16 protein-coding genes are annotated in these 17,353 nt (G+C 65.0%); 4 read left to right on the top strand and 12 right to left on the bottom strand.

What is annotated here, in order from left to right; translation table 11 throughout:
- Positions 1 to 263: 263 nt before the first annotated feature.
- The 3 genes from lspA (at position 264) to BN1969_RS03895 (ending at position 2,159) form a co-directional block, all read left to right on the top strand.
- Positions 264 to 752, top strand: a complete 489-nt coding sequence (gene lspA / locus BN1969_RS03905; RefSeq protein ID WP_050623106.1) for a signal peptidase II — start codon at positions 264 to 266, stop codon at positions 750 to 752.
- The gene (locus tag BN1969_RS03900; RefSeq protein WP_050623105.1) at positions 727 to 1,641 is read left to right on the top strand and encodes an RluA family pseudouridine synthase; all 915 of its coding nucleotides are present in this window, start codon (positions 727 to 729) and stop codon (positions 1,639 to 1,641) included. The genes lspA and BN1969_RS03900 overlap by 26 nt, the downstream gene beginning before the upstream one ends.
- 83 nt (positions 1,642 to 1,724) lie before the next feature.
- On the top strand, positions 1,725 to 2,159 hold the full coding sequence (locus BN1969_RS03895; protein WP_050623104.1) for a hypothetical protein: 435 nt from the start codon (positions 1,725 to 1,727) through the stop codon (positions 2,157 to 2,159).
- A gap of 66 nt (positions 2,160 to 2,225) precedes the next feature.
- Here the strand turns inward: BN1969_RS03895 and BN1969_RS03890 are convergent, their stop codons facing one another.
- From BN1969_RS03890 to BN1969_RS03845, 10 genes are all read right to left on the bottom strand, one after another.
- Positions 2,226 to 3,017 (bottom strand): LCP family protein, encoded by a 792-nt coding sequence (locus BN1969_RS03890; protein ID WP_050623103.1) that lies wholly within the window; start codon positions 3,015 to 3,017, stop codon positions 2,226 to 2,228.
- A gap of 368 nt (positions 3,018 to 3,385) precedes the next feature.
- On the bottom strand, positions 3,386 to 4,435 hold the full coding sequence (locus BN1969_RS03885) for a hypothetical protein (protein WP_050623102.1): 1,050 nt from the start codon (positions 4,433 to 4,435) through the stop codon (positions 3,386 to 3,388).
- Positions 4,436 to 4,452: 17 nt separating this feature from the next.
- A complete protein-coding gene (locus BN1969_RS03880; RefSeq protein WP_050623101.1) occupies positions 4,453 to 5,361 on the bottom strand; it encodes a hypothetical protein in 909 nt (302 codons plus the stop codon).
- Positions 5,358 to 5,834, bottom strand: a complete 477-nt coding sequence (locus BN1969_RS03875) for an RNA polymerase sigma factor (protein WP_050623100.1) — start codon at positions 5,832 to 5,834, stop codon at positions 5,358 to 5,360. Before BN1969_RS03875 ends, BN1969_RS03880 begins: the two co-directional genes overlap by 4 nt.
- 188 nt (positions 5,835 to 6,022) lie before the next feature.
- Complete coding sequence (locus BN1969_RS03870; protein WP_050623099.1) at positions 6,023 to 7,015, bottom strand: helix-turn-helix transcriptional regulator; 993 nt, start codon at positions 7,013 to 7,015, stop codon at positions 6,023 to 6,025.
- Between the two features lie 137 nt (positions 7,016 to 7,152).
- Entirely contained in the window at positions 7,153 to 8,523 is a 1,371-nt protein-coding gene (gene mgtE / locus BN1969_RS03865; protein ID WP_050623098.1) for a magnesium transporter, read from the bottom strand.
- A gap of 433 nt (positions 8,524 to 8,956) precedes the next feature.
- Entirely contained in the window at positions 8,957 to 10,069 is a 1,113-nt protein-coding gene (locus BN1969_RS03860) for a DUF3048 domain-containing protein (protein WP_050623097.1), read from the bottom strand.
- Between the two features lie 295 nt (positions 10,070 to 10,364).
- Positions 10,365 to 11,393: a glycosyltransferase family 2 protein gene (locus BN1969_RS03855; protein WP_050623096.1), complete on the bottom strand. Its 1,029-nt coding sequence runs from the start codon at positions 11,391 to 11,393 to the stop codon at positions 10,365 to 10,367.
- 49 nt (positions 11,394 to 11,442) lie between these two features.
- Complete coding sequence (gene glf, locus BN1969_RS03850) at positions 11,443 to 12,612, bottom strand: UDP-galactopyranose mutase (protein WP_077138688.1); 1,170 nt, start codon at positions 12,610 to 12,612, stop codon at positions 11,443 to 11,445.
- 190 nt (positions 12,613 to 12,802) lie between these two features.
- The gene (locus BN1969_RS03845; protein ID WP_050623094.1) at positions 12,803 to 13,405 is read right to left on the bottom strand and encodes a rubrerythrin family protein; all 603 of its coding nucleotides are present in this window, start codon (positions 13,403 to 13,405) and stop codon (positions 12,803 to 12,805) included.
- A 281-nt stretch (positions 13,406 to 13,686) separates the two neighbouring features.
- Between BN1969_RS03845 and BN1969_RS03840 the strand changes: the two genes are divergently transcribed.
- Positions 13,687 to 15,135, top strand: a complete 1,449-nt coding sequence (locus BN1969_RS03840) for a nicotinate phosphoribosyltransferase (protein WP_050623093.1) — start codon at positions 13,687 to 13,689, stop codon at positions 15,133 to 15,135.
- A 73-nt stretch (positions 15,136 to 15,208) separates the two neighbouring features.
- Here BN1969_RS03840 and BN1969_RS03835 read toward each other — a convergent pair whose 3' ends face one another.
- Together BN1969_RS03835 and BN1969_RS03830 are read right to left on the bottom strand one after the other, a co-directional pair.
- Positions 15,209 to 16,948, bottom strand: a complete 1,740-nt coding sequence (locus BN1969_RS03835) for a M23/M56 family metallopeptidase (protein WP_050623092.1) — start codon at positions 16,946 to 16,948, stop codon at positions 15,209 to 15,211.
- A complete protein-coding gene (locus tag BN1969_RS03830; protein WP_050623091.1) occupies positions 16,945 to 17,328 on the bottom strand; it encodes a BlaI/MecI/CopY family transcriptional regulator in 384 nt (127 codons plus the stop codon). The genes BN1969_RS03835 and BN1969_RS03830 overlap by 4 nt, the downstream gene beginning before the upstream one ends.
- Between the last annotated feature and the right edge of the window lie 25 nt (positions 17,329 to 17,353).

The raw sequence follows: 17,353 nt of genomic DNA, 5'->3' as shown, positions 1-17,353 counted from the left end.
CGCGGTGCTCCGCGGACCAGACACGCCCTTTCCCCGGCGCGGCCTCAAATCAGCTGGGGAGGTCTGCCCTCCCCCCAAAAGCCCGCTCCTGTGCGGGAATTTGTATCATTTTATCATAGTCTGCCCCAAGAAGCAAGCGAAGCGCCGCCCCTGCGGCCCTTTCCAGCCGATTTTCCCCATTTCGCTGTTGTGCTCCCGGCCGCGAGGTGCTAAAATAAAACAAAAACTCCCGCTTTTCGGGAGCTGTCCAAAGGAGGACCACCATGCCCTACGCCGTGCTCGCCGCCGCCCTTGTCGCCTTGGACCAGCTGGTGAAATATCTGGTCAGCCACAACATCCCCCTGGGGGGCCATGTCCCCTTCCTCCCCCACCTGGTGGAGCTGACTTACTTTCAAAATACCGGCGCCGCTTTCTCCATGCTGGAGGAGCACACCTGGCTGCTCACCCTGATCTCCGCCGTCATGTCCGTGGTGCTGGGCGTGGCGGTGTGGAAGAAGTTCTTTGCCCACCCCTTCGGCCGCTGCGCCCTCACCCTGGTCCTGGCAGGCGCGGTGGGCAATCTGATCGACCGGGCGCTCCAGGGCTATGTAGTGGACATGTTCAACGTCCTTTTTATGGACTTCGCCATCTTCAATGTGGCCGATATCTGCGTGGTGGTGGGCGGGATCGCCGCCTGCGTCTATTACGTCTTTTTCTATGAGAAGCTGGAAGGAAAGGGGACCCTCCATGAGCACGCTGACGCGGACCGCTGACCGTCCCGGCGAGCGGGCGGACGCCTTCCTGGCCCGGGTGGTGCCTGACCTGACCCGTTCCGCCGCCCAGCGGCTGCTGGAGGCCGGCGCGGTTCGGCTGGCAGGCAGGCCGGTGCGGAAAAACTACCGCACCGCCCCCGGAGACGTGCTGGAGGTGGACATCCCCGCCCCCCAGCCGGTAGACCTGGTCCCCCAGGATATCCCCCTGGACATCGTGTACGAGGACGGGGACGTGATCGTGGTCAACAAGCCGGTGGGGATGGTGGTACACCCCGCCCCCGGCCATTCGGACGGCACGCTGGTCAATGCCCTGCTATATCACTGTGGAAATACCCTCTCTGGGATCAACGGCACCCTGCGCCCCGGCATCGTCCACCGCATCGACCGGGACACCAGCGGCCTGATCATCGCCGCGAAGAACGACCGGGCCCACCTGTCCCTGGCCGCCCAGCTCCAGGACCACAGCCTGTCCCGGGTCTATGAGGCGGTGGCGGTGGGCGGGCTGCGGGAGGATCGCGGCACCGTGGACGCCCCCATCGGCCGACACCCTGTGGACCGGAAGAGGATGGCCGTCGACCGGCAGAACGGCCGGGAGGCGGTGACCCACTGGCGGGTGCTGGCGCGCTACCCGGGCTTCACCCATGTGGAGTGCCGCCTGGAGACGGGACGGACCCACCAGATCCGGGTCCACCTGGCCTCCATCGGCCACCCTCTGCTGGGCGATGTGGTCTACGGCAGCAAAAAGCCGGTGCCCGGCCTGGCCGGCCAGTGCCTGCACGCCCGGCGGCTGCGGTTCACCCATCCCTCCACTGGACAGCTTGTGGAGCTGGAGTGTCCCCTCCCCGGCTGGTTCCAGGATGTGCTGGACCGGCTCTCCCGCCTGAATTGACTGCGCCTCCCCGGTCCTTCAGCCAGGGAGGCGTTTTTTTCACCTGCTCCCCATGGGCGGCATAGGATAGAGGGCTGTAAAACATGGTGGAAACGGGGGTGCCGGGCTTGGAGCAGACGGGATGGGACGCCCTGCGGGGCCAGCTGAACACCCTGGACACCTCTCTGCTGTTCCTGGCTCTCCTCACCGGGGCTACCGCCCTCTCCTGGGCCATCCTCTCCCGGCAGCGCGGAGCCATTCTCTCCCTCCTCTCTGGAGAGGACATCCCGGAGCCGGACCTGATCCCGGCCCGGCTGGCCGTCTCCGCCCTGGTGGTTGGCTCCCTGAGCTACTTTTTTCTGCTGTCCCTGGAGACTCTCTGCACCGCTCGATCCCAGGGGGCGGCAGCCTGTGCCTCGGCCGGGCGCAATGCCCGTGCCTCCCTGCTGGTGCTGGCGGCTGCTCTGATCCGGCTGTATGACCTCAACATCCTCCGATGCACCGCTCCCGCCCTGGAGTCAGAAGAGCTCCCTGCCTAGCGGACCGCCGCAATAGAAAACACCGCGCCTCCTCGGCTCTGGGCCGGAGGGCGCGGTGTTCTCGTTTCAGTTGATGACAGTGCCGTTCCAGTAGTACTCCGCCTGGGGCAGATCCAGATCCTCCTCGGTCAGCGGCTGGTCGTAGGGGTTGACCAGCTCGTTCAGGGTGGGCAGGATGTCCTCCGCCTGGAAGACAAAGCAGTATTTGTATCCCCGGACCACGCCCTCGCCCCGGCCCTTCAGAGTGCCCTGGGTGATGCCGGTATCCAGGTCCACTCCCACTGCCTGGCTGGCGAAGTAGAGCATGTCGGTGGTGGACAGGTCTGTCTTGACATACTCCTGGAAGATCTCCACGAACTCCTGCACCTTGGTCAGGGAGTTCCAGGAGACCACTTTCTTGGCCAGGGCCACCAGCACCTGGCGCTGCATCTCCGCCCGACCCACGTCGGTGTAACCGCTCCCGTCGTTGTTGTGGCGGAAGCGGACCACCTCCATGGCCTGCTGACCGTTCAGGTGGTGCTGGCCCTTGGTGTAGTGGATGTGCAGGTCCTGATAGGGGTCGTCATAGTTCATCTCCTCCGGGATATAGACGTCCACCCCCTCCAGCTCGTCCACCAGGGCCACGAATCCCTTCAGGTCCACATAGATGTAGTAGTCGATGGGGATGCCGAAGGTCTGCTCGATCTCCTCCTTCAGCACGTCCACCCCCGCCCCCGCGTAGGCTCCGTTGATCTTGGGGTCCTTTCTCCAGTCCCGGTTTACCGCCGNCCGGGCTCCCCCAGCGGGACCGCCCCACGCGGGGGGTGTGGGCTTGCGCGCTCCCCCTGCCCCGGCCCAGAAGGACGAAATGGCCCCCACCCCCCCGCCGCTGCCGTCCTGCGGGCTGCTCCTGTTCCACCGGCTCCGCCGCCTGGCTCCCGCTGCCGGCGGGGGGGGCCGGGTCGGGCTCCTGGGGGATCTCAGGCGGCCGGACCGTCAGGTTCCACACCGCGTACACCCCCACGATCACGGCGGATAAAGCCACCAGTATTCCGTAGAGCACCATTCCGATCCGAAAAAGCGGGCTGCGCTTTCGGCGCTTTCCTCCCCGCTGTGTCTGTATGCGTGCCAGAGCTGTTCCCCTCTTTCCTGTTTCGGCAATATACCTGTCCAGTATAACCAGTTCGCCCCGATTCGGCAAGAGGGACTTTTTCTCTTTTAAAAATTTTAAAAATTGGTTCCTCCCTTCAGGAGATCATCTCCGCCCCCACGGCATAGCTCCAGCCGTCCCCCTCCTGCTGGGCGGTGCAGTCATAGAAACAGTAGGCCCCCAGGCTGGAGCGGTATTTCTGGAGCGAAAAGGTGTGTCTCCCGTCCGCCTCGATGCTGTCCTCCACGGTGAGCAGCAGCCCGGCGGGGAACTCCTCAAAGCCGCTGTCCGGGTCCGCCCGGATCAGCCCCTCCTCCGCCAGCTCCTCCAGGGTGCCCCGGCGGGTGTCCAGCCCCAGTTCGGCACCTAAGGTCTCCATGACCCCCTCCTGCTCCCGCTCCGTCAGGCCGGTGCAGCCGGTCCAGTCAAAGGCCAGCAGCTCCGCGCCGCTGTTCAGGCCCGGATCAGTCTCCCACAGGTCCCTCAAGGCCCGGCAGTACAGCTCCGCCAGGCCAGTCAGGGGCTCCGGCCGGGTCTGGGGTCGGGTGCGGAACACATAGCTGGCTGAGCCCACATCACCCCACTGGGCGCAGATCTCATACACGCAGTCCCCGTCCCCCGGGAGCAGAACGGTCCCGTTCTCCGCCTCCAGGGCCTCCGCCTGGTCCTCCCTCTCCTGGGTCCGCCCCATATATTCAGCGGGCCAGCGGCGGAGGGTCACCTGTGTGGGCTGGATCTCGAAGGCCAGCGTCAGCGCCGGGGCGAGGGAGGCTACTCCTCCCCCCTCTGTCTGTCCCGCCCCCGCGGGGATGCCGGTATAGAGGACCGGGTATTCCTGACTGTCCAGGGGGTGGAGGCCGCAGGCAATCCAGGTCTCCCCCTCCCCATCCGGTCCCGCTTTGCTCCAGCTGGCGTTCCCCGACCAGGACAGGGTGATCTGGTCCCAGCCGCAGGATACGGTGAGCGCCGGCGGCTCCGCCAGCTCTTCCAGGGCCTTCTCCCCATCGGAGAGGACCTGGGTCCCGGTGGTCTCCCCCGCTCCGCTGCTCTCTCCCCCCGCCGGGGCCCGCTCTGAAACGCAGGCCGGAGCGCAGGCAGCCAGCGCCAGCATCAACACCAGCGCCGCCGGAACGATCCATTTTTTCATCTCTCTCCGCTCCTTTCTTACGGCTCCGCCTCCAGCAGATGGTCCAGCGTCAGGGCGTCTCCTTCCCCCTGCAGAACGGCGGAGAGGAAGCTGTCACTCCATCGCGCGGCCTCCTCCCAGGGCTCCTCCGCCCCGGCAGACGCCCGGCTCTCAGTCTCCAGGACGACCCACATGTCTCCGGTCAGAAACTGGCTGTGACACAGCCCCTCTGCCCTGCCGTCCCCGTCCAGGTCCCCTGTCAGTCGCCAGGCAGTGACCTCCGTCCCGTTCACCTCCGTCACTGTCCCGCCGGGGACGGCCTCCCCTGGGGAGGGCAGGTCTCCCGGAGCCAGGGTGAGGGCGAAAGAGGTCTGCGCCTCCTCCCCGACTCCGCCCCCCCGTACCGTGACCCGGAGCAGGGCCCCCGAAGCGTCATACAGGACCTCTCCCCCCAGCTGGCCGCAGTCCCAGCCCAGCTCCCGAAGCAGATCCTCCCGAAAGAGGGCGGTCAGCTCCTCTGGAGTCAGCGCCCGGCTCCGTGTCTCCGCTGCCGGGGCCTGGTCTGTCAAGGCTGCCCCCAGGCCCTCCTCCCCCCGGTACAGCGTCCCAATGTCCGGGTAGTTCACCGCCCACACAGGGGGCGAGAGCTGCTTTTCATCCTCCTCCATGGCCTCGGAGCTCCCCTGGTGCGCGGCCCCGCTCTGGGCGGACTGCATCCCGGCACTGTCCATGCTGTAAGCCTGGGCGGCCCCATCCGGCTGCCGGACGCCGCCGGCCCAGGCCAGTCCTGCTGCCAGCACACAGCAGGCAGCCAGTATTCCCCACCGGTACCGGTGGGGAGCCCGCCCCGCAGGGGCGGGCCCGTCACCCTCCGCCAGCGCTGTCAGCCGGGCGCGGAGCGACGGGGATACCCCCTGCCGGTCCATATACTTTTTGTATTGATTCATTTTGTTTCTCCTTCTAGCAATCGCCTGAGCCGGGCCCGGGCCCGGGAGAGCCGGGACCGGACGGTCCCCTCCGCCTGTCCTGTGAGCCGGGCGATCTCTCCGGTGGAGAGTCCCTCGTAGTAAAACAGATGGATGACAGCCCGGTCTGCCGGCGGGAGGGAAAAGATCTCCTCCAGCTCCTGCCGCTCCTCCGGCTCTGGGGCGGGGAGGGACTCCCACAGGGGGGCGCTTCGCCGCCGCCAGGCGGCCCGCAGCCGGTCCCGGCACCCGTTCACCAGCACCCGCATCAGCCAGGCGGGAGGACTGTCCAACTCCGCCGGAGCCTTTTCCAGAAATTTTAAAAAGGTGTCCTGCACCGCGTCCTCCGCCTCCTGGGCGTCCCCAAGGATGGCCAGCGCCGCCCGGTACAGGCGGTCCTCATTCTCTTTCACCAGCGTCTCCCAATCCACCGGCCGGTTGGATATCTGAGACATCCCCTGCTCCCCCCTTTCTATCCCTTCAGACGGATGAGCCCGCCCTTTTGCTGCACGGAACGGAAAATTTTCTGCCTGCTGTCTCTGCTCCTTTAGACGTCCGCGCTCCCAAAAAGTTCCGGCCCCCCTGCCGGGGGCAAAAAAACGGGGGCCCGGTCTCCCGGCCCCCCGTCCCTGTTCCGCTCTCCTCACCCCTGTCCGGACGCCCCGCCCTCCAGGCGCTCCACCGGCCTGACGTATTTGAAGCACCGCCCGGGGTCATAGTAAAAATACATCAGCCGCCCGGGGGTGAGATCCAGGCGGCAGCCAGCCCCGGTGTAGTCGAAGCCGGCCATGGCGGCCTCGATCCGCTCTTCCACGACACGGTTCTCTCCCTCGTAGTCAAAGGGCCCATGCTCGAACACCACGTACTCCCCCTCCGGCACGTCCATCAGCCGCAGCTGGGGCGGCACCCCGCCCCCGTAATCCGAGGGGAGCCTCACCCCCCAGCACTCGGTCCGGGGGATCCCCCAGCCGCACAGACGGCCTTTCGGGTCGTTCCGGTAGGCCATGATCTGGCCGCTCCCGCAGTTGGCCTCGCTCCCGCCGCTGTCGTCCAGCTTTCCCTTGATGCTGTCCAGCAGGCCGCAGACGGTGTCGTAGTCCTGCCCCGGGATCTCGGCCTGTCTCTGCCAGAAGTCCCAGTAGCCGTTGCTCTCCCGGTCCTCCAGATACAGGAATTTGTGGGCAGGGATGGTGACAAAGTAGATCTTCACCCCCTGGCAGGAGCCGATCATGCCTATCTCCTCCGTACCGAAAAAGTACCGGTCAATGGGGCGCAGCTTGGTACGCAGCACCACGGGCCTGGGGTTGCGTCGGTACTCCCCCGGGGGCACGCCATAGGCTCGCCGGAAGGCCCGGGTGAACGCCTCTTGGGAGGAAAATCCATACGCCAGCGCAATGTCCAGCAGGCTTTTCTCGCTGTCCCGCACCTCCTTCAGGGCAAAGGCCAGCCTCCTGCCCCGCAGATAATCCCGAAGCCGCATGCCCGAGATCTCCCCGAACTTTCGGGTGGTATAAGATTCTGAGTAGCCCAGCCTACGGGACAGGGCCTGCAGGGTCAGCGCCTCGCTGTCCTGCTGCCGGATACACCGGTCTATCTCGTCCACGATGCTCTGGATCTGCCGCTCCCACTGATACATTTCCACCGCTCCTTCCATTAATGTGTCTTCCCCCTTATGATACCCCATTTCCTCCGCCGCCGCTTGATCCCAGCTGCTCAGTTCCCCTTTCCAGATATAAAAATCCCCGCCGGTCAGAAGGCCGGCAGGGAGCGCACTTACAGGGGCAGGATCCAGGTGGCGAAGAAGAAATAGATCAGCAGGGAGAGTGCGTCCACAATGGTGGTGATGAAGGGGGAGGCCATCACCGCCGGGTCGATGCCCAGCTTCTCCGCCGCCATGGGCAGAGTGCAGCCCACCACCTTGGCGCACAGCACGGTAAAGACCAGGGTCAGGCAGACCACCAGGGCCACCAGGGGGGTGACCTCCGGGTTGTGCATCAGCCACCGGTCTACCACCATCATCTTGACGAAGTTGGCGGCAGCCAGGCACACGCCGCACAGCACCGCCACACGGATCTCTTTCCACACCACGGCCACCAGGTCGGAGAAGTCGATCTCATCCAGGGACAGGGCGCGGATCACCGCCACCGACGACTGGGAGCCGGAGTTCCCGCCGGTGCCCGAGAGCATGGGGATGAAGGAGGTGAGCACCACACAGGCCGCCAGGGCGCTCTCAAAGCTGGTGATGATGATGCCGGTGAAGGTGGCGGAGAGCATCAGCAGCATCAGCCAGGGGATGCGGGAGCGCCAGGTCTCCAGCACGCCGGTCTTCAGGTAGGGCTTATCTGAGGGCAGGATGGCCGCCATCTTCTCGAAGTCCTCGGTGGTCTCCTCCTCAATGACGTCCATGGCGTCGTCAAAGGTGACGATACCCACCAGCCGGTTGTCGCCGTCCACCACCGGGATGGCGGACAGGTCGTACTTGTTCAGCAGCTGGGCCACGTCCTCCTTGTCCTCATGGGTGTTGACCGAGAGGACGTTAGTCTCCATGATGTCCCGGATGCAGGTCTCATAGGAGGACAGCAGCATCCGCCGCACCGTGACCACCCCCAGCAGCACCCGGTTCTGGGTGACATAGCAGGTGTAGATGGTCTCCTTGTCAATGCCCACGCTGCGGATGCGGGCAAAGGACTCCTCCACCGTGGCGTCTGGATGGAGAAAGACGAACTCCGTGGTCATGATGGAGCCGGCGGAGTCCTTGGGATAGTTCAGCAGCTGGTTGATCTGGCTGCGGGTGGAGGCGTCGGTGTTGCGCAGGATCCTGGAGACCACGTTGGCAGGCATGTCCTCGATGATGTCCACCGTGTCATCCAGGTACAGCTCGTCCAGCACCTCCCGCAGCTCCCTGTCGCTGAGGGCCCCGATCAGCTTCTCCTGGTCCTCGGTGTTCTCCAGGTAGGTGAACACCTCCGCCGCCGTGTCCTTGGGCAGCAGGCGGAAGACCAGGATCTCCTGCTCCACGTCCAGCTCGTCCAGGAACTCGGCGATGTCCACCTCGTTCATCTGGGACAGCAGCTCCTTCAGGCTGCGGAACTTCCGCTGTTCCACCAGCTCCAGCAGCAGGTCCAGGTCATAGTTTTCGTGCATGCGTTATTTCCCCCTTTTGTTCATCGCTTGGAACAATTCGGGACGCAAAAAGGCCACAAGGGCGACGGACATCTGGAAAACGGCAGGCTGGGCGGAGCCCCGCTTTCGGCTCCTGCCGTCTTTCAGATGCACTTCGACCCTGTGGCCGCACACGAAAGGGGCGGGGGCTTCCCATCCCCCGATCTGTTCAGATACCGGCGGCGCGGCGGGACCGCAGCAGGCCCCTGTTCTGCGCCGCCCCCCGTTCGTGACAGCGGTCGTCCCGATCCCGATGGCGACTTCGGCCTTCCATGCGTTCCCACATCCTCTCCCGGCATATGCTCAGGGGGCTCCCCCTTCTGCCTGTATGGGTCCCCGTCCGCTCCGGGCGGTGACCTGTATCTATCTCTCAGTATAGCATTCCCATCCGCATTTTTTCAAGTAAAATCTTTGCTCATCCGGCCTCCTCCGGGCTTTTTGCCGCCCAAGTCACCTCCGTGCCGGTCTTGACGATGTTGATGTAGCTGTGGCCCACGCCCAGAGCCGCTGGCTGGCCGTCCTCCCGATAGAAGGAGAGCCGGTCGCTCTCTCCCTCCCGCTCCCAAGTGATGGGCCAGGCCAGGCCGTCCCGCACCAGCAGTCCGCCGCCGCTGCCGGTAGTGCGCACCTTCAGCCGGCCCGCGCTGTCCCCTGAGAGCTGGGACACATCGGTATAGAGCACCAGCACGTTTTTCACCGCCACCTGCTCTCCGGTGTTCCCGTCCACATAGGGCTCGCCGTACTCCTCCACCAGATACAGCCCGCTGTCCGGGTCGTATTCAAACACGCCGGTCTTATAGGTGGAGAAGGGGACGGTGAGGATCTCCGCCGCCTCTCCTCCGGCCTCCGGCCCCTCCTGGAAGGTCCAGCCCACCTGGAACCCCCCCTCGTGGTCCAGACGCACCCGCTGGTAGGTGGGCAGCAGCTCCTGGATGGTCTCGCTGGAGGTGAGCACTGAGTGCTCCAGGCCGGCGCTCCGCCGGCGCTCCTGGTCCCGCCAGAACAGGGTGCCCTCATAGGGGCCGTTGACGCAGTCCAGGGCAGTGACGCCCCGGCTCTTGATGAACTCATATGCCTGGGGGCTGCCCCCGGCGTGGAGGTAGACCGCATCGTGTCCATAGGCCAGGGAGGCATAGTAGTCCCGGGCGGAGCGGACCGTTCCGATCTCTCCCGCCCCCGCCACATCCTGGAACACGGCCATCATTCGGGTGATGCCCCCCTCCGCCAGGATCTCATAGATCACATCCGCCTGGGATACCCCCACCTGGGGCAGTGCCTTCTTCAGGTTATTGAGCATGACAGCGATGGGCCGCCGGGCGCCCACATCCACCTCGCAGCCCTCGCCGGTGAGGGGGTTGGTGTAGGGCAGGACGGGCTCCGGTTCGGGCTCCGGCTGGGGCGCCAGGACCGACACCGCGGGCTCGTTGGGGCCCTCGGGCTCGCTGGCAGCCCCCTTCCCGCCGCAGGCGGGCAGCGTCAGGACCAGGAGCAGGCAGGTCAGCAGGCAGGCCAGGCGTTTGGTGGGCATCTCAGATCTCCCCCTCTTGCTTTCTTTCCTTTATCATACCCGCCCCAGGGGCGGGNTATCCACACCGAGAGGTGAATAAAAGAAGGCGTCAGGACCGGGAGCAGGCAGGTCAGCAGGCAGGCCAGGCGTTTGGTGGGCATCTCAGATCTCCCCCTCTTGCTTTCTTTCCTTTATCATCCCCGCCCCAGGGGCGGGTGTCAATCTCATGCGTGTCGATGGAGGGGGAAAACTTGCCGGCGGGGTCCAAAATACACAGCGGGCCGCCAAAAGGGCGGCCCGCTGTCAAACTGGGCGTTCAGTTGAACTTATAGATCTTCCGAGCCAGCCGGTAGAGGCCCACCGACAGCCGCCGGCCCTGATAACCCGGGAAATTGGTAAAGGCGGAGACGGCCCGGTACTTCATCTTGTGATAGATCCCGGTGTCCACCGTCCGCAGATATTCCCACAGCTGGGTCTTCTTCCCCAGGCACTCGGGGGTGTCGGCGATGGTGAGGAAGATGGAGGAGATGGCCATCATCATGGCCAGATAATTGAACATGTACCGCCCCAGCTTGGGCTGCTCTGCAGTGAGGACCCGCAGGTCGTGGGAGTCGATCATCTGATAGGTGACCCGCAGCTGCTGGTCCACCCGGCCCACCATCACCGTCTCGTTGACGGACTGGTCCGCCCGGCCGATGAAGTAGCGGTACAGGTCCACATCCAGATAGTAGATGTTCCGCACCGAGGGCAGGGGCTGATACACGAAGATGTTGTCCACATAGAAGGTGTGCTTGGGCAGCTCCAGCCCGCAGTCCCGCAGCAGCTGGGTGCGGTAGATCACCGAATGCATCAGCAGATACTGGGAGGGGCGGAAGCGCCCGATCTGCTCCCAGCCGAATACCCGGTTGCGGGGAAACACATTGCGGTAGTGCATCACCCGCTGGGTGTTGTCCTCCACATGCTCATAGACGTAGTTGCACACCAGCATATCCACCAGCTTGCCGTCCCGCACGAACTGACGCAGCTTGTCCAGGGCCTTCTTCAGAGCGGGCACGTCCACCCAGTCATCGGAGTCCACCACCTTGTAGTAGACGCCCCGGGCGTTCCGGATACCCTGATTGACTCCCTCGCCGTGGCCGCCGTTCTCCTGGTGGATGGCCCGGACGATATCGGGGTACTGCTGGGCATAGCGGTCGCAGATGGCGGGGGTGTCGTCTTTGGTGGAGCCGTCGTCCACCAGAATGATCTCGATGTCGTCGCCCCCCTGGAGCAGCGTCTCCACACAGTGGTCCATATAGGCCGCCGAGTTGTAGCAGGGGACGGCAAAGGTGATCAGCTTATCCATACTTCTTTCTCCTGTCTGTCAGGTTTTGGGCGCGGTCCGGGCCGCAGGGTCAGATCAGCTGTCCGGCCAGCTCCAGCGCCCGGGCCACGATGGCGTCCATGTTGTAGTATTTATATTCCGCCAGGCGGCCCAGCAGGTGCAGGTTGGGGAACCGCTCTGCCAGCGCCCGGTATCGGGCATACAGTGCGTTGTTCTCCCCATTGATGATGGCGTAATAGGGCGTCTCCTCCGGCGCGCCGGTGTAGGCCCGGGAGAACTCCTTCACGATAGTGGTCCTGCCCTCCAGCTCCTGGCCCGTCATGTGCTTGAATTCGGTGATGCGGGTGTAGGGCTGGTCCACAGTGTAGTTCACTGTGCCCCGGCTCTGGAACCAGGTCTGGTCCAGGGTCTCGAACCGGAAGTCCAGGGTGCGGTAGGGCAGGGGGCCGAAGCGGCGGCCGAACAGCTCATCCGCCGCGCCGGTGTAGACCACCGGCCCCTGGAACGGGACGCCGTCCACCGTCAGCACGTCCCCGTCCAGTCCCAGGCGGGGGATGGCGTCCTCCCCCAGCCGGACAGTAATGTTGGGGTGGTCCAGCATGGCCTCAAAGAGGGGGGTGTAGCCCTTCAGGGGCATGCCCTGATACTCGTCCTGGAAATAGCGGTCGTCCTCCGACAGGAAGACAGGCACCCGGGCAGTAGTGTTGGGGTCGATCTGATCCGGGGTCTGGCCCCACTGCTTCATGGTGTAGTGGACGAACACGTGCTCATAGACGTAGTCGGCCACCTTGGCCAGCTCCGGGTCCTGATTCTGGCGCAGCTCCAGGATGGTGACCTTCTTCTCTGCGCCGTAGGCGGCGATCAGCTTCTCCCCCAGACGCTTCCCCTCCTCGGGCCCAAAAGCCTTCCGCAGGGAGGTCAGGTTGAAAGGTACCGGCATCTGCATCCGGCCGCCGTCCGGGGCCGGCAGGTCGGCCACCACCCGGTGCTGGTAGTCCCGCCACCGGGTGAAGCGGCACAGATAGCGGAATACCGCCTCGTCATTGGTGTGGAAAATATGGGGGCCGTACTGGTGGATCAGCACGCCCGCCTCATCCAGCCGGTCATAGGCGTTGCCGCCGATGTGGTCCCGGCGCTCCAGCACCAGGACCCGCTTTCCGCCCCGCTCAGCCAGCTCCCGGGCACACACCGCGCCGGCATAGCCCGCACCCACCACCAGGGCGTCAAAATTCAATTCCAAGGGGTCTCCCACCTTTTTCTGTTTTTTGGGGACAACGCCCCATGCCGGGACAGTATATCATAAATTTCCCTGAAAGGAAATAAAGAATCGATTAAATCTCCCGCTTTCCCGGTCCTCCGCCTTCAAAAAGGAGCTCCGCGGTCTGTTGGGACCGCGGAGCTCCTCTTCTTGTCATGTCCACCCTGCCGTTTTAGTGGAAGGGCACCATCTCCATGCGCACGAAATAGCCCTGAGGGTGGTGGCACACGGGGCAGCTGGCAGGGGCCATGGTGGACTCCACCACATAGCCGCAGTTCAGACACATCCACTGACAGGTCACGGAGGAGACGAACAGCTCCTCCCGCTCCAGCAGATCGGCGAAGCGGCCGAACCGCTCGCCGTGGATGCGCTCGATGCCTGCAATGGAGTCGAACAGCTTAGCCACCAGGGGAAAGCCCTCCTCGCTGGCTGTCTTGGCGAAGTGGGCGTAGTCGTGCTCCCACTCCTGGAACTCATTGTGCTGGGCCGCCCGCAGGTGGGAGAGCAGGTCGGGATACAGGTCCACCGGATAGGTACCGTCCGCCCGGATGGTCTGGCCGGACAGGTCCGCCAGCTGCCGGTAAAACTGCTTGGCGTGGGTCAGCTCCTGGTCTGCGGTGAACAGAAAGACCTGCTGGACCACGTACAGGTTTTTCTCTCTGGCCATACCGGCGGCGATGGTATAGCGGTTCCGGGCCTGGCTCTCCCCCGCGAAGGCCCGCATCAGGTTGATGTGGGTCTCACTGCGGGCGAAGGTCTCTGCTTTGTTTGGCATGAGATTACCTCCTTTTCTGAACTGGTTCCCGTTCAGTATGCCCGCGGGGGAAACTCCTTATTCCAGTATCAGGAAGAGCCTCCCTGTCCGACATGGCATCTGCCGCACCACCTTCCGGGGGAGGTTTGGAGAGATATCCCCCCGCTGAAGCCGGGCCCCGCGCCCTTTTCCCTTGCCTTTTCCCTCTTTTCCAGGTATAATAATGAAAATACACACGGGTGTTGACACCCGCGGGGGCGGGAGCGGAGCATCCCCTCCCCGAAGAGGAGGCATCCCCAGGGATGAAAGAAAAGACAAATCTGACCATGCTGTGCGACTTCTATGAGCTCACTATGGGCAACGGCTACTTCCAGACCGGACTGGGCGAGCGCATCTGCTACTTTGACGTGTTCTTCCGCTCGGTCCCGGACCAGGGAGGCTTTGCTATAGCGGCGGGGCTGGCCCAGGTCATCGAGTATATCCAGAAGCTGCGCTTTGACGAGGAGGACATCGCCTACCTCCGCTCCAAGGGCTGCTTTGCCGAGCCCTTCCTGGACTATCTGCGCCAGTTCCGTTTCACCGGCGACATCTGGGCCGTGCCGGAGGGCACCCCCATCTTCCCCGGGGAGCCCATCCTCACCGTGCGGGCCCCGGCCATCCAGGCCCAGTTCATCGAGACCTTCGTGCTGCTGTGCCTGAACCACCAGAGCCTCATCGCTACCAAGTCCAACCGCATCGTCCGGGCGGCGGAGGGCCGTCCGGTGGCCGAGTTCGGCTCCCGCCGGGCCCAGGGGGCGGAGGGAGCCATCCTGGGCGCCCGGGCCTCCTACATCGCTGGCTGCTCCGCCACCGCCTGCACCATGGCCGACCAGCACTACGGCTCCCCCGCCACCGGCACCATGGCCCACTCCTGGGTGCAGATGTTTCCCGACGAGTACACCGCCTTCAAGACCTACTGCCAGCTCTACCCCAACAATGCCACCCTGCTGGTGGACACCTACAATGTACTGCGCTCCGGCGTGCCCAACGCCATCCGTGCCTTCAAGGAGGTGCTGGAGCCCCTGGGCGTCACCAAGTGCGGCATTCGGCTGGACTCCGGCGACCTGACCTATCTGTCCCGGAAAGCACGGGAGATGCTGGACGAGGCCGGCCTCACCGGCTGCAAGATCGTGGCCTCCAACGCCCTGGACGAGTACATCATCCGGGATCTGATCCGCCAGGGAGCCCGCATCGATTCCTTCGGGGTGGGCGAGCGGCTCATCACCTCCCGCTCCGAGCCCGTCTTCGGCGGCGTGTATAAGCTGTCCGCCATCGAGGATGACCAGGGGCACATCCTCCCCAAGATCAAGATCAGCGAAAACCCCGCCAAGATCACCACCCCCCATTTCAAGAAGGTGTACCGCATCTTCTCCCGGGACACCGGCAAGGCGGAGGCCGACCTGATCTGCGTCCACGACGAGGAGATCGACTTCACCCATCCCCTGGAGCTCTTTGACCCGGCCGCCACCTGGAAGCGGAAGGTGTACACCAACATCGAGGCCCGGGAGCTGCTGGTCCCTATCTTCCGGGGAGGCGAGCTGGTCTATCAGGTGCCGGAGCTCCAGACCAGCCGGGCCTACTGCCAGCGGCAGGTGGACGCCCTGTGGGATGAGGTCAAGCGCTTTGAGAACCCTCACAATTACTACGTGGACCTGTCCCAGAAGCTGTGGGACATCAAGCAGTCCCTGCTCACCAGCCACGAGATGGCATAAGAGGACCCCCGGCGGCGGGAGCTTCCCGCCGCCGGGGGTTTTTTGCGCCTTTTGGGGAATGAGGAGCCCCCTGTCACCTGCCGGTCACAGACAGCTCCAGGCCCGGATAGGCGGCCGCCGGGTCCGTGGGGACGCCGTTCTCCGCCAGCTCCAGGTGCAGGTGGGGGCCGGTGGCCCTCCCGGTGGCGCCCACATAGCCGATGACCTCCCCCTGCTCCACCGTCTCCCCCGTCACTGCCGTGATTTGGGAGAGCTGGCCGTAGGTGGTGGTCCAGCCGCCCCCGTGGGCCAGGATCACCCGGTCACCCAGTCCGCCCTCCCCGTCCCAGCCCGCCGCTTCCACCGTGCCGGAGGCGGCGGCCAGCACCGGCGTCCCCTCCGGAGCCGGGATGTCGATGCCGGTATGGTCTGTCCTCTGTCCGGTCACAGGGTGGACCCGGCCGCCGAACAGGGCGGACAGGGTATGATACCCCTCCACCGGCCAGAGCCAGCCGCTCCCGGCGCTCTGGGGCTGTGACGCCAGGGCCAGCAGGTCCGCCTCCCCGTCCCAACTGTCCTCCCCTCGGACCAGAGATATGTGGAGGGTCAGCTGGGTGTAATATCCCTCTCCCTCCGCCTGCCTCAGCCTGGGCTTTATTGGGATCTCATAGGAGCGCCCCGGTTCCCAGACGCCCGGCGTGTCCAGGTGGACGCTCATGGAGACCTGGTCCGCCGCCACGTAGCGGCCGGAGATCTGCACCCTCCAGTCCTCTCCCTCCTCCAGCTCGGGCAGAGTGAAGCGCACCTGGCTCCCTTCTTCGTTGAGGGTCACGCTCTCCGTCACCTGCTGGAGCCGCGCCGCCGCCTCCTGGGGAAGGTCCTGGGCCCCGGCGGCGGAAGAGGGCCCCCAGGCCACCGCGCCGCCGCAGAGCAGTGCGGCGCACACCACAGCCGCCACCAGAGCGGTCCCCTTCTTTTTTTGTAAAAACAGGTTCATGATCCTTCCTTTCATCTCCGTGCCCCCCAGCCGGGTAGTCAGGGCCGCGGTCACGCCCCCTGACGATGCCTGCAGGAGCACCTGTCCATAGCGGCGGCGGAAGCCGTTGTCCTGTCCCTCCACCACCGCCTCGTCACAGTACAATTCCAGATCCCGGCCCGCCTGTCCGGCCATCCGCCACACCAGGGGGTTGAACCAGTGGACCGCGTTTGCCAGCAGCATGAGTCCCTTGTACCACAGGTCCCTCCGCCGGATATGGCAGAGCTCATGGCGCAGGATCAGGGGCAGGTCCGCCTCCGGCACCTCCGGCGGCAGCACGATCACCGGGCGCAGCAGGCCCAGGGTCATGGGGGTGTCCACCCCGGCTCGCAGCACCGGCACCGTCCCACCCAGGGCCTCCAGCGCCGCCTGGTCTCCCGCCCGCGCCTGGCTGCCCTCTAGGATCTTTCTTCGGGCCCGCAGGTAGCCCCCGCCCTCCACGCCGAGGAAGAGGACCGCCCCCGCCGCCCAGAGCCAGGAGAGCGCCTCGGTCAGTTCGGCGGCGCCTCCCGCTCCGCCTGCCTGCGGTCCCCGGACGGACGCGGGACCCGAGATCCCCGGAAGGGGGACGAGTGTTTCCTCCGCCGCCGGCGCAGGGACCACCTGGGACAAAGCGGTCCCCACCGGGACCGGGACGGGCAGGGGGATCAGCAGGCGCAGGGCCAGCACCAGCCACAGCAGGTAACAGCTCCCTGCCCGGTAGCGCCTGCGGATGGCGCCGCTCAGCCCCAGCAGCGGGAGCAGGAGCAGGGAGGTGGCGAGGGAGACCCAGACCACCCGCTCCACCAGCGCCGTCATGTCTCCTCTCCCCCGCTCAGGCGGTCCAGCAGTGCCTGGAGCTCCTCCAGCTCCGCCGGTTCCACCCTCTTTCCGTCGTAGAGCGCCGCCGCGAACCGGGAGATGGAACTGCCGTAGAGCTTTTTCAGAAAGCTCTCTCCCTCGCTGCGTTGATAGTCCTCCCGGGCCACCATTGCTGTATAGGTATTTACCTTACCAGTTTTTTTGCAGGATAGAAAGCCCTTCTCCTCCAGCCGCTTCAGATAACTGTGCAGGGCACTGGCCGTGAGCGGGCGCTCCAGCCCCTCCAGAATGGCTGGGGCGGACACTGGGCCCCCCGTCCCCCATACCACCAGCATAATGTCCAGCTCCGACTCCGGCAGATGACGGTTCTCCCCCATCTGGTTCCCTCCTTTTTTGCAAATG

It is taken from the genome of Clostridium phoceensis (assembly GCF_001244495.1).
In the GTDB taxonomy this organism is placed as follows: domain Bacteria; phylum Bacillota; class Clostridia; order Oscillospirales; family Oscillospiraceae; genus Lawsonibacter; species Lawsonibacter asaccharolyticus.
The sequence above is the reverse complement of the archived record's forward strand: the minus strand, read 5'-3'. Positions and strand labels throughout refer to the sequence as shown.

Bases quoted from the DNA above. Each gene is read 5' to 3' on its own strand.
- lspA (WP_050623106.1), top strand. From the start codon at position 264: ATGCCCTACGCCGTGCTCGCCGCCGCCCTTGTCGCCTTGGACCAGCTG.
- BN1969_RS03900 (WP_050623105.1), top strand. From the start codon at position 727: ATGAGCACGCTGACGCGGACCGCTGACCGTCCCGGCGAGCGGGCGGAC.
- BN1969_RS03895 (WP_050623104.1), top strand. From the start codon at position 1,725: ATGGTGGAAACGGGGGTGCCGGGCTTGGAGCAGACGGGATGGGACGCC.
- BN1969_RS03885 (WP_050623102.1), bottom strand. From the start codon at position 4,435: ATGAAAAAATGGATCGTTCCGGCGGCGCTGGTGTTGATGCTGGCGCTG.
- BN1969_RS03880 (WP_050623101.1), bottom strand. From the start codon at position 5,361: ATGAATCAATACAAAAAGTATATGGACCGGCAGGGGGTATCCCCGTCG.
- BN1969_RS03875 (WP_050623100.1), bottom strand. From the start codon at position 5,834: ATGTCTCAGATATCCAACCGGCCGGTGGATTGGGAGACGCTGGTGAAA.
- BN1969_RS03870 (WP_050623099.1), bottom strand. From the start codon at position 7,015: ATGTATCAGTGGGAGCGGCAGATCCAGAGCATCGTGGACGAGATAGAC.
- mgtE (WP_050623098.1), bottom strand. From the start codon at position 8,523: ATGCACGAAAACTATGACCTGGACCTGCTGCTGGAGCTGGTGGAACAG.
- BN1969_RS03860 (WP_050623097.1), bottom strand. From the start codon at position 10,069: ATGCCCACCAAACGCCTGGCCTGCCTGCTGACCTGCCTGCTCCTGGTC.
- BN1969_RS03855 (WP_050623096.1), bottom strand. From the start codon at position 11,393: ATGGATAAGCTGATCACCTTTGCCGTCCCCTGCTACAACTCGGCGGCC.
- BN1969_RS03845 (WP_050623094.1), bottom strand. From the start codon at position 13,405: ATGCCAAACAAAGCAGAGACCTTCGCCCGCAGTGAGACCCACATCAAC.
- BN1969_RS03840 (WP_050623093.1), top strand. From the start codon at position 13,687: ATGAAAGAAAAGACAAATCTGACCATGCTGTGCGACTTCTATGAGCTC.
- BN1969_RS03835 (WP_050623092.1), bottom strand. From the start codon at position 16,948: ATGACGGCGCTGGTGGAGCGGGTGGTCTGGGTCTCCCTCGCCACCTCC.
- BN1969_RS03830 (WP_050623091.1), bottom strand. From the start codon at position 17,328: ATGGGGGAGAACCGTCATCTGCCGGAGTCGGAGCTGGACATTATGCTG.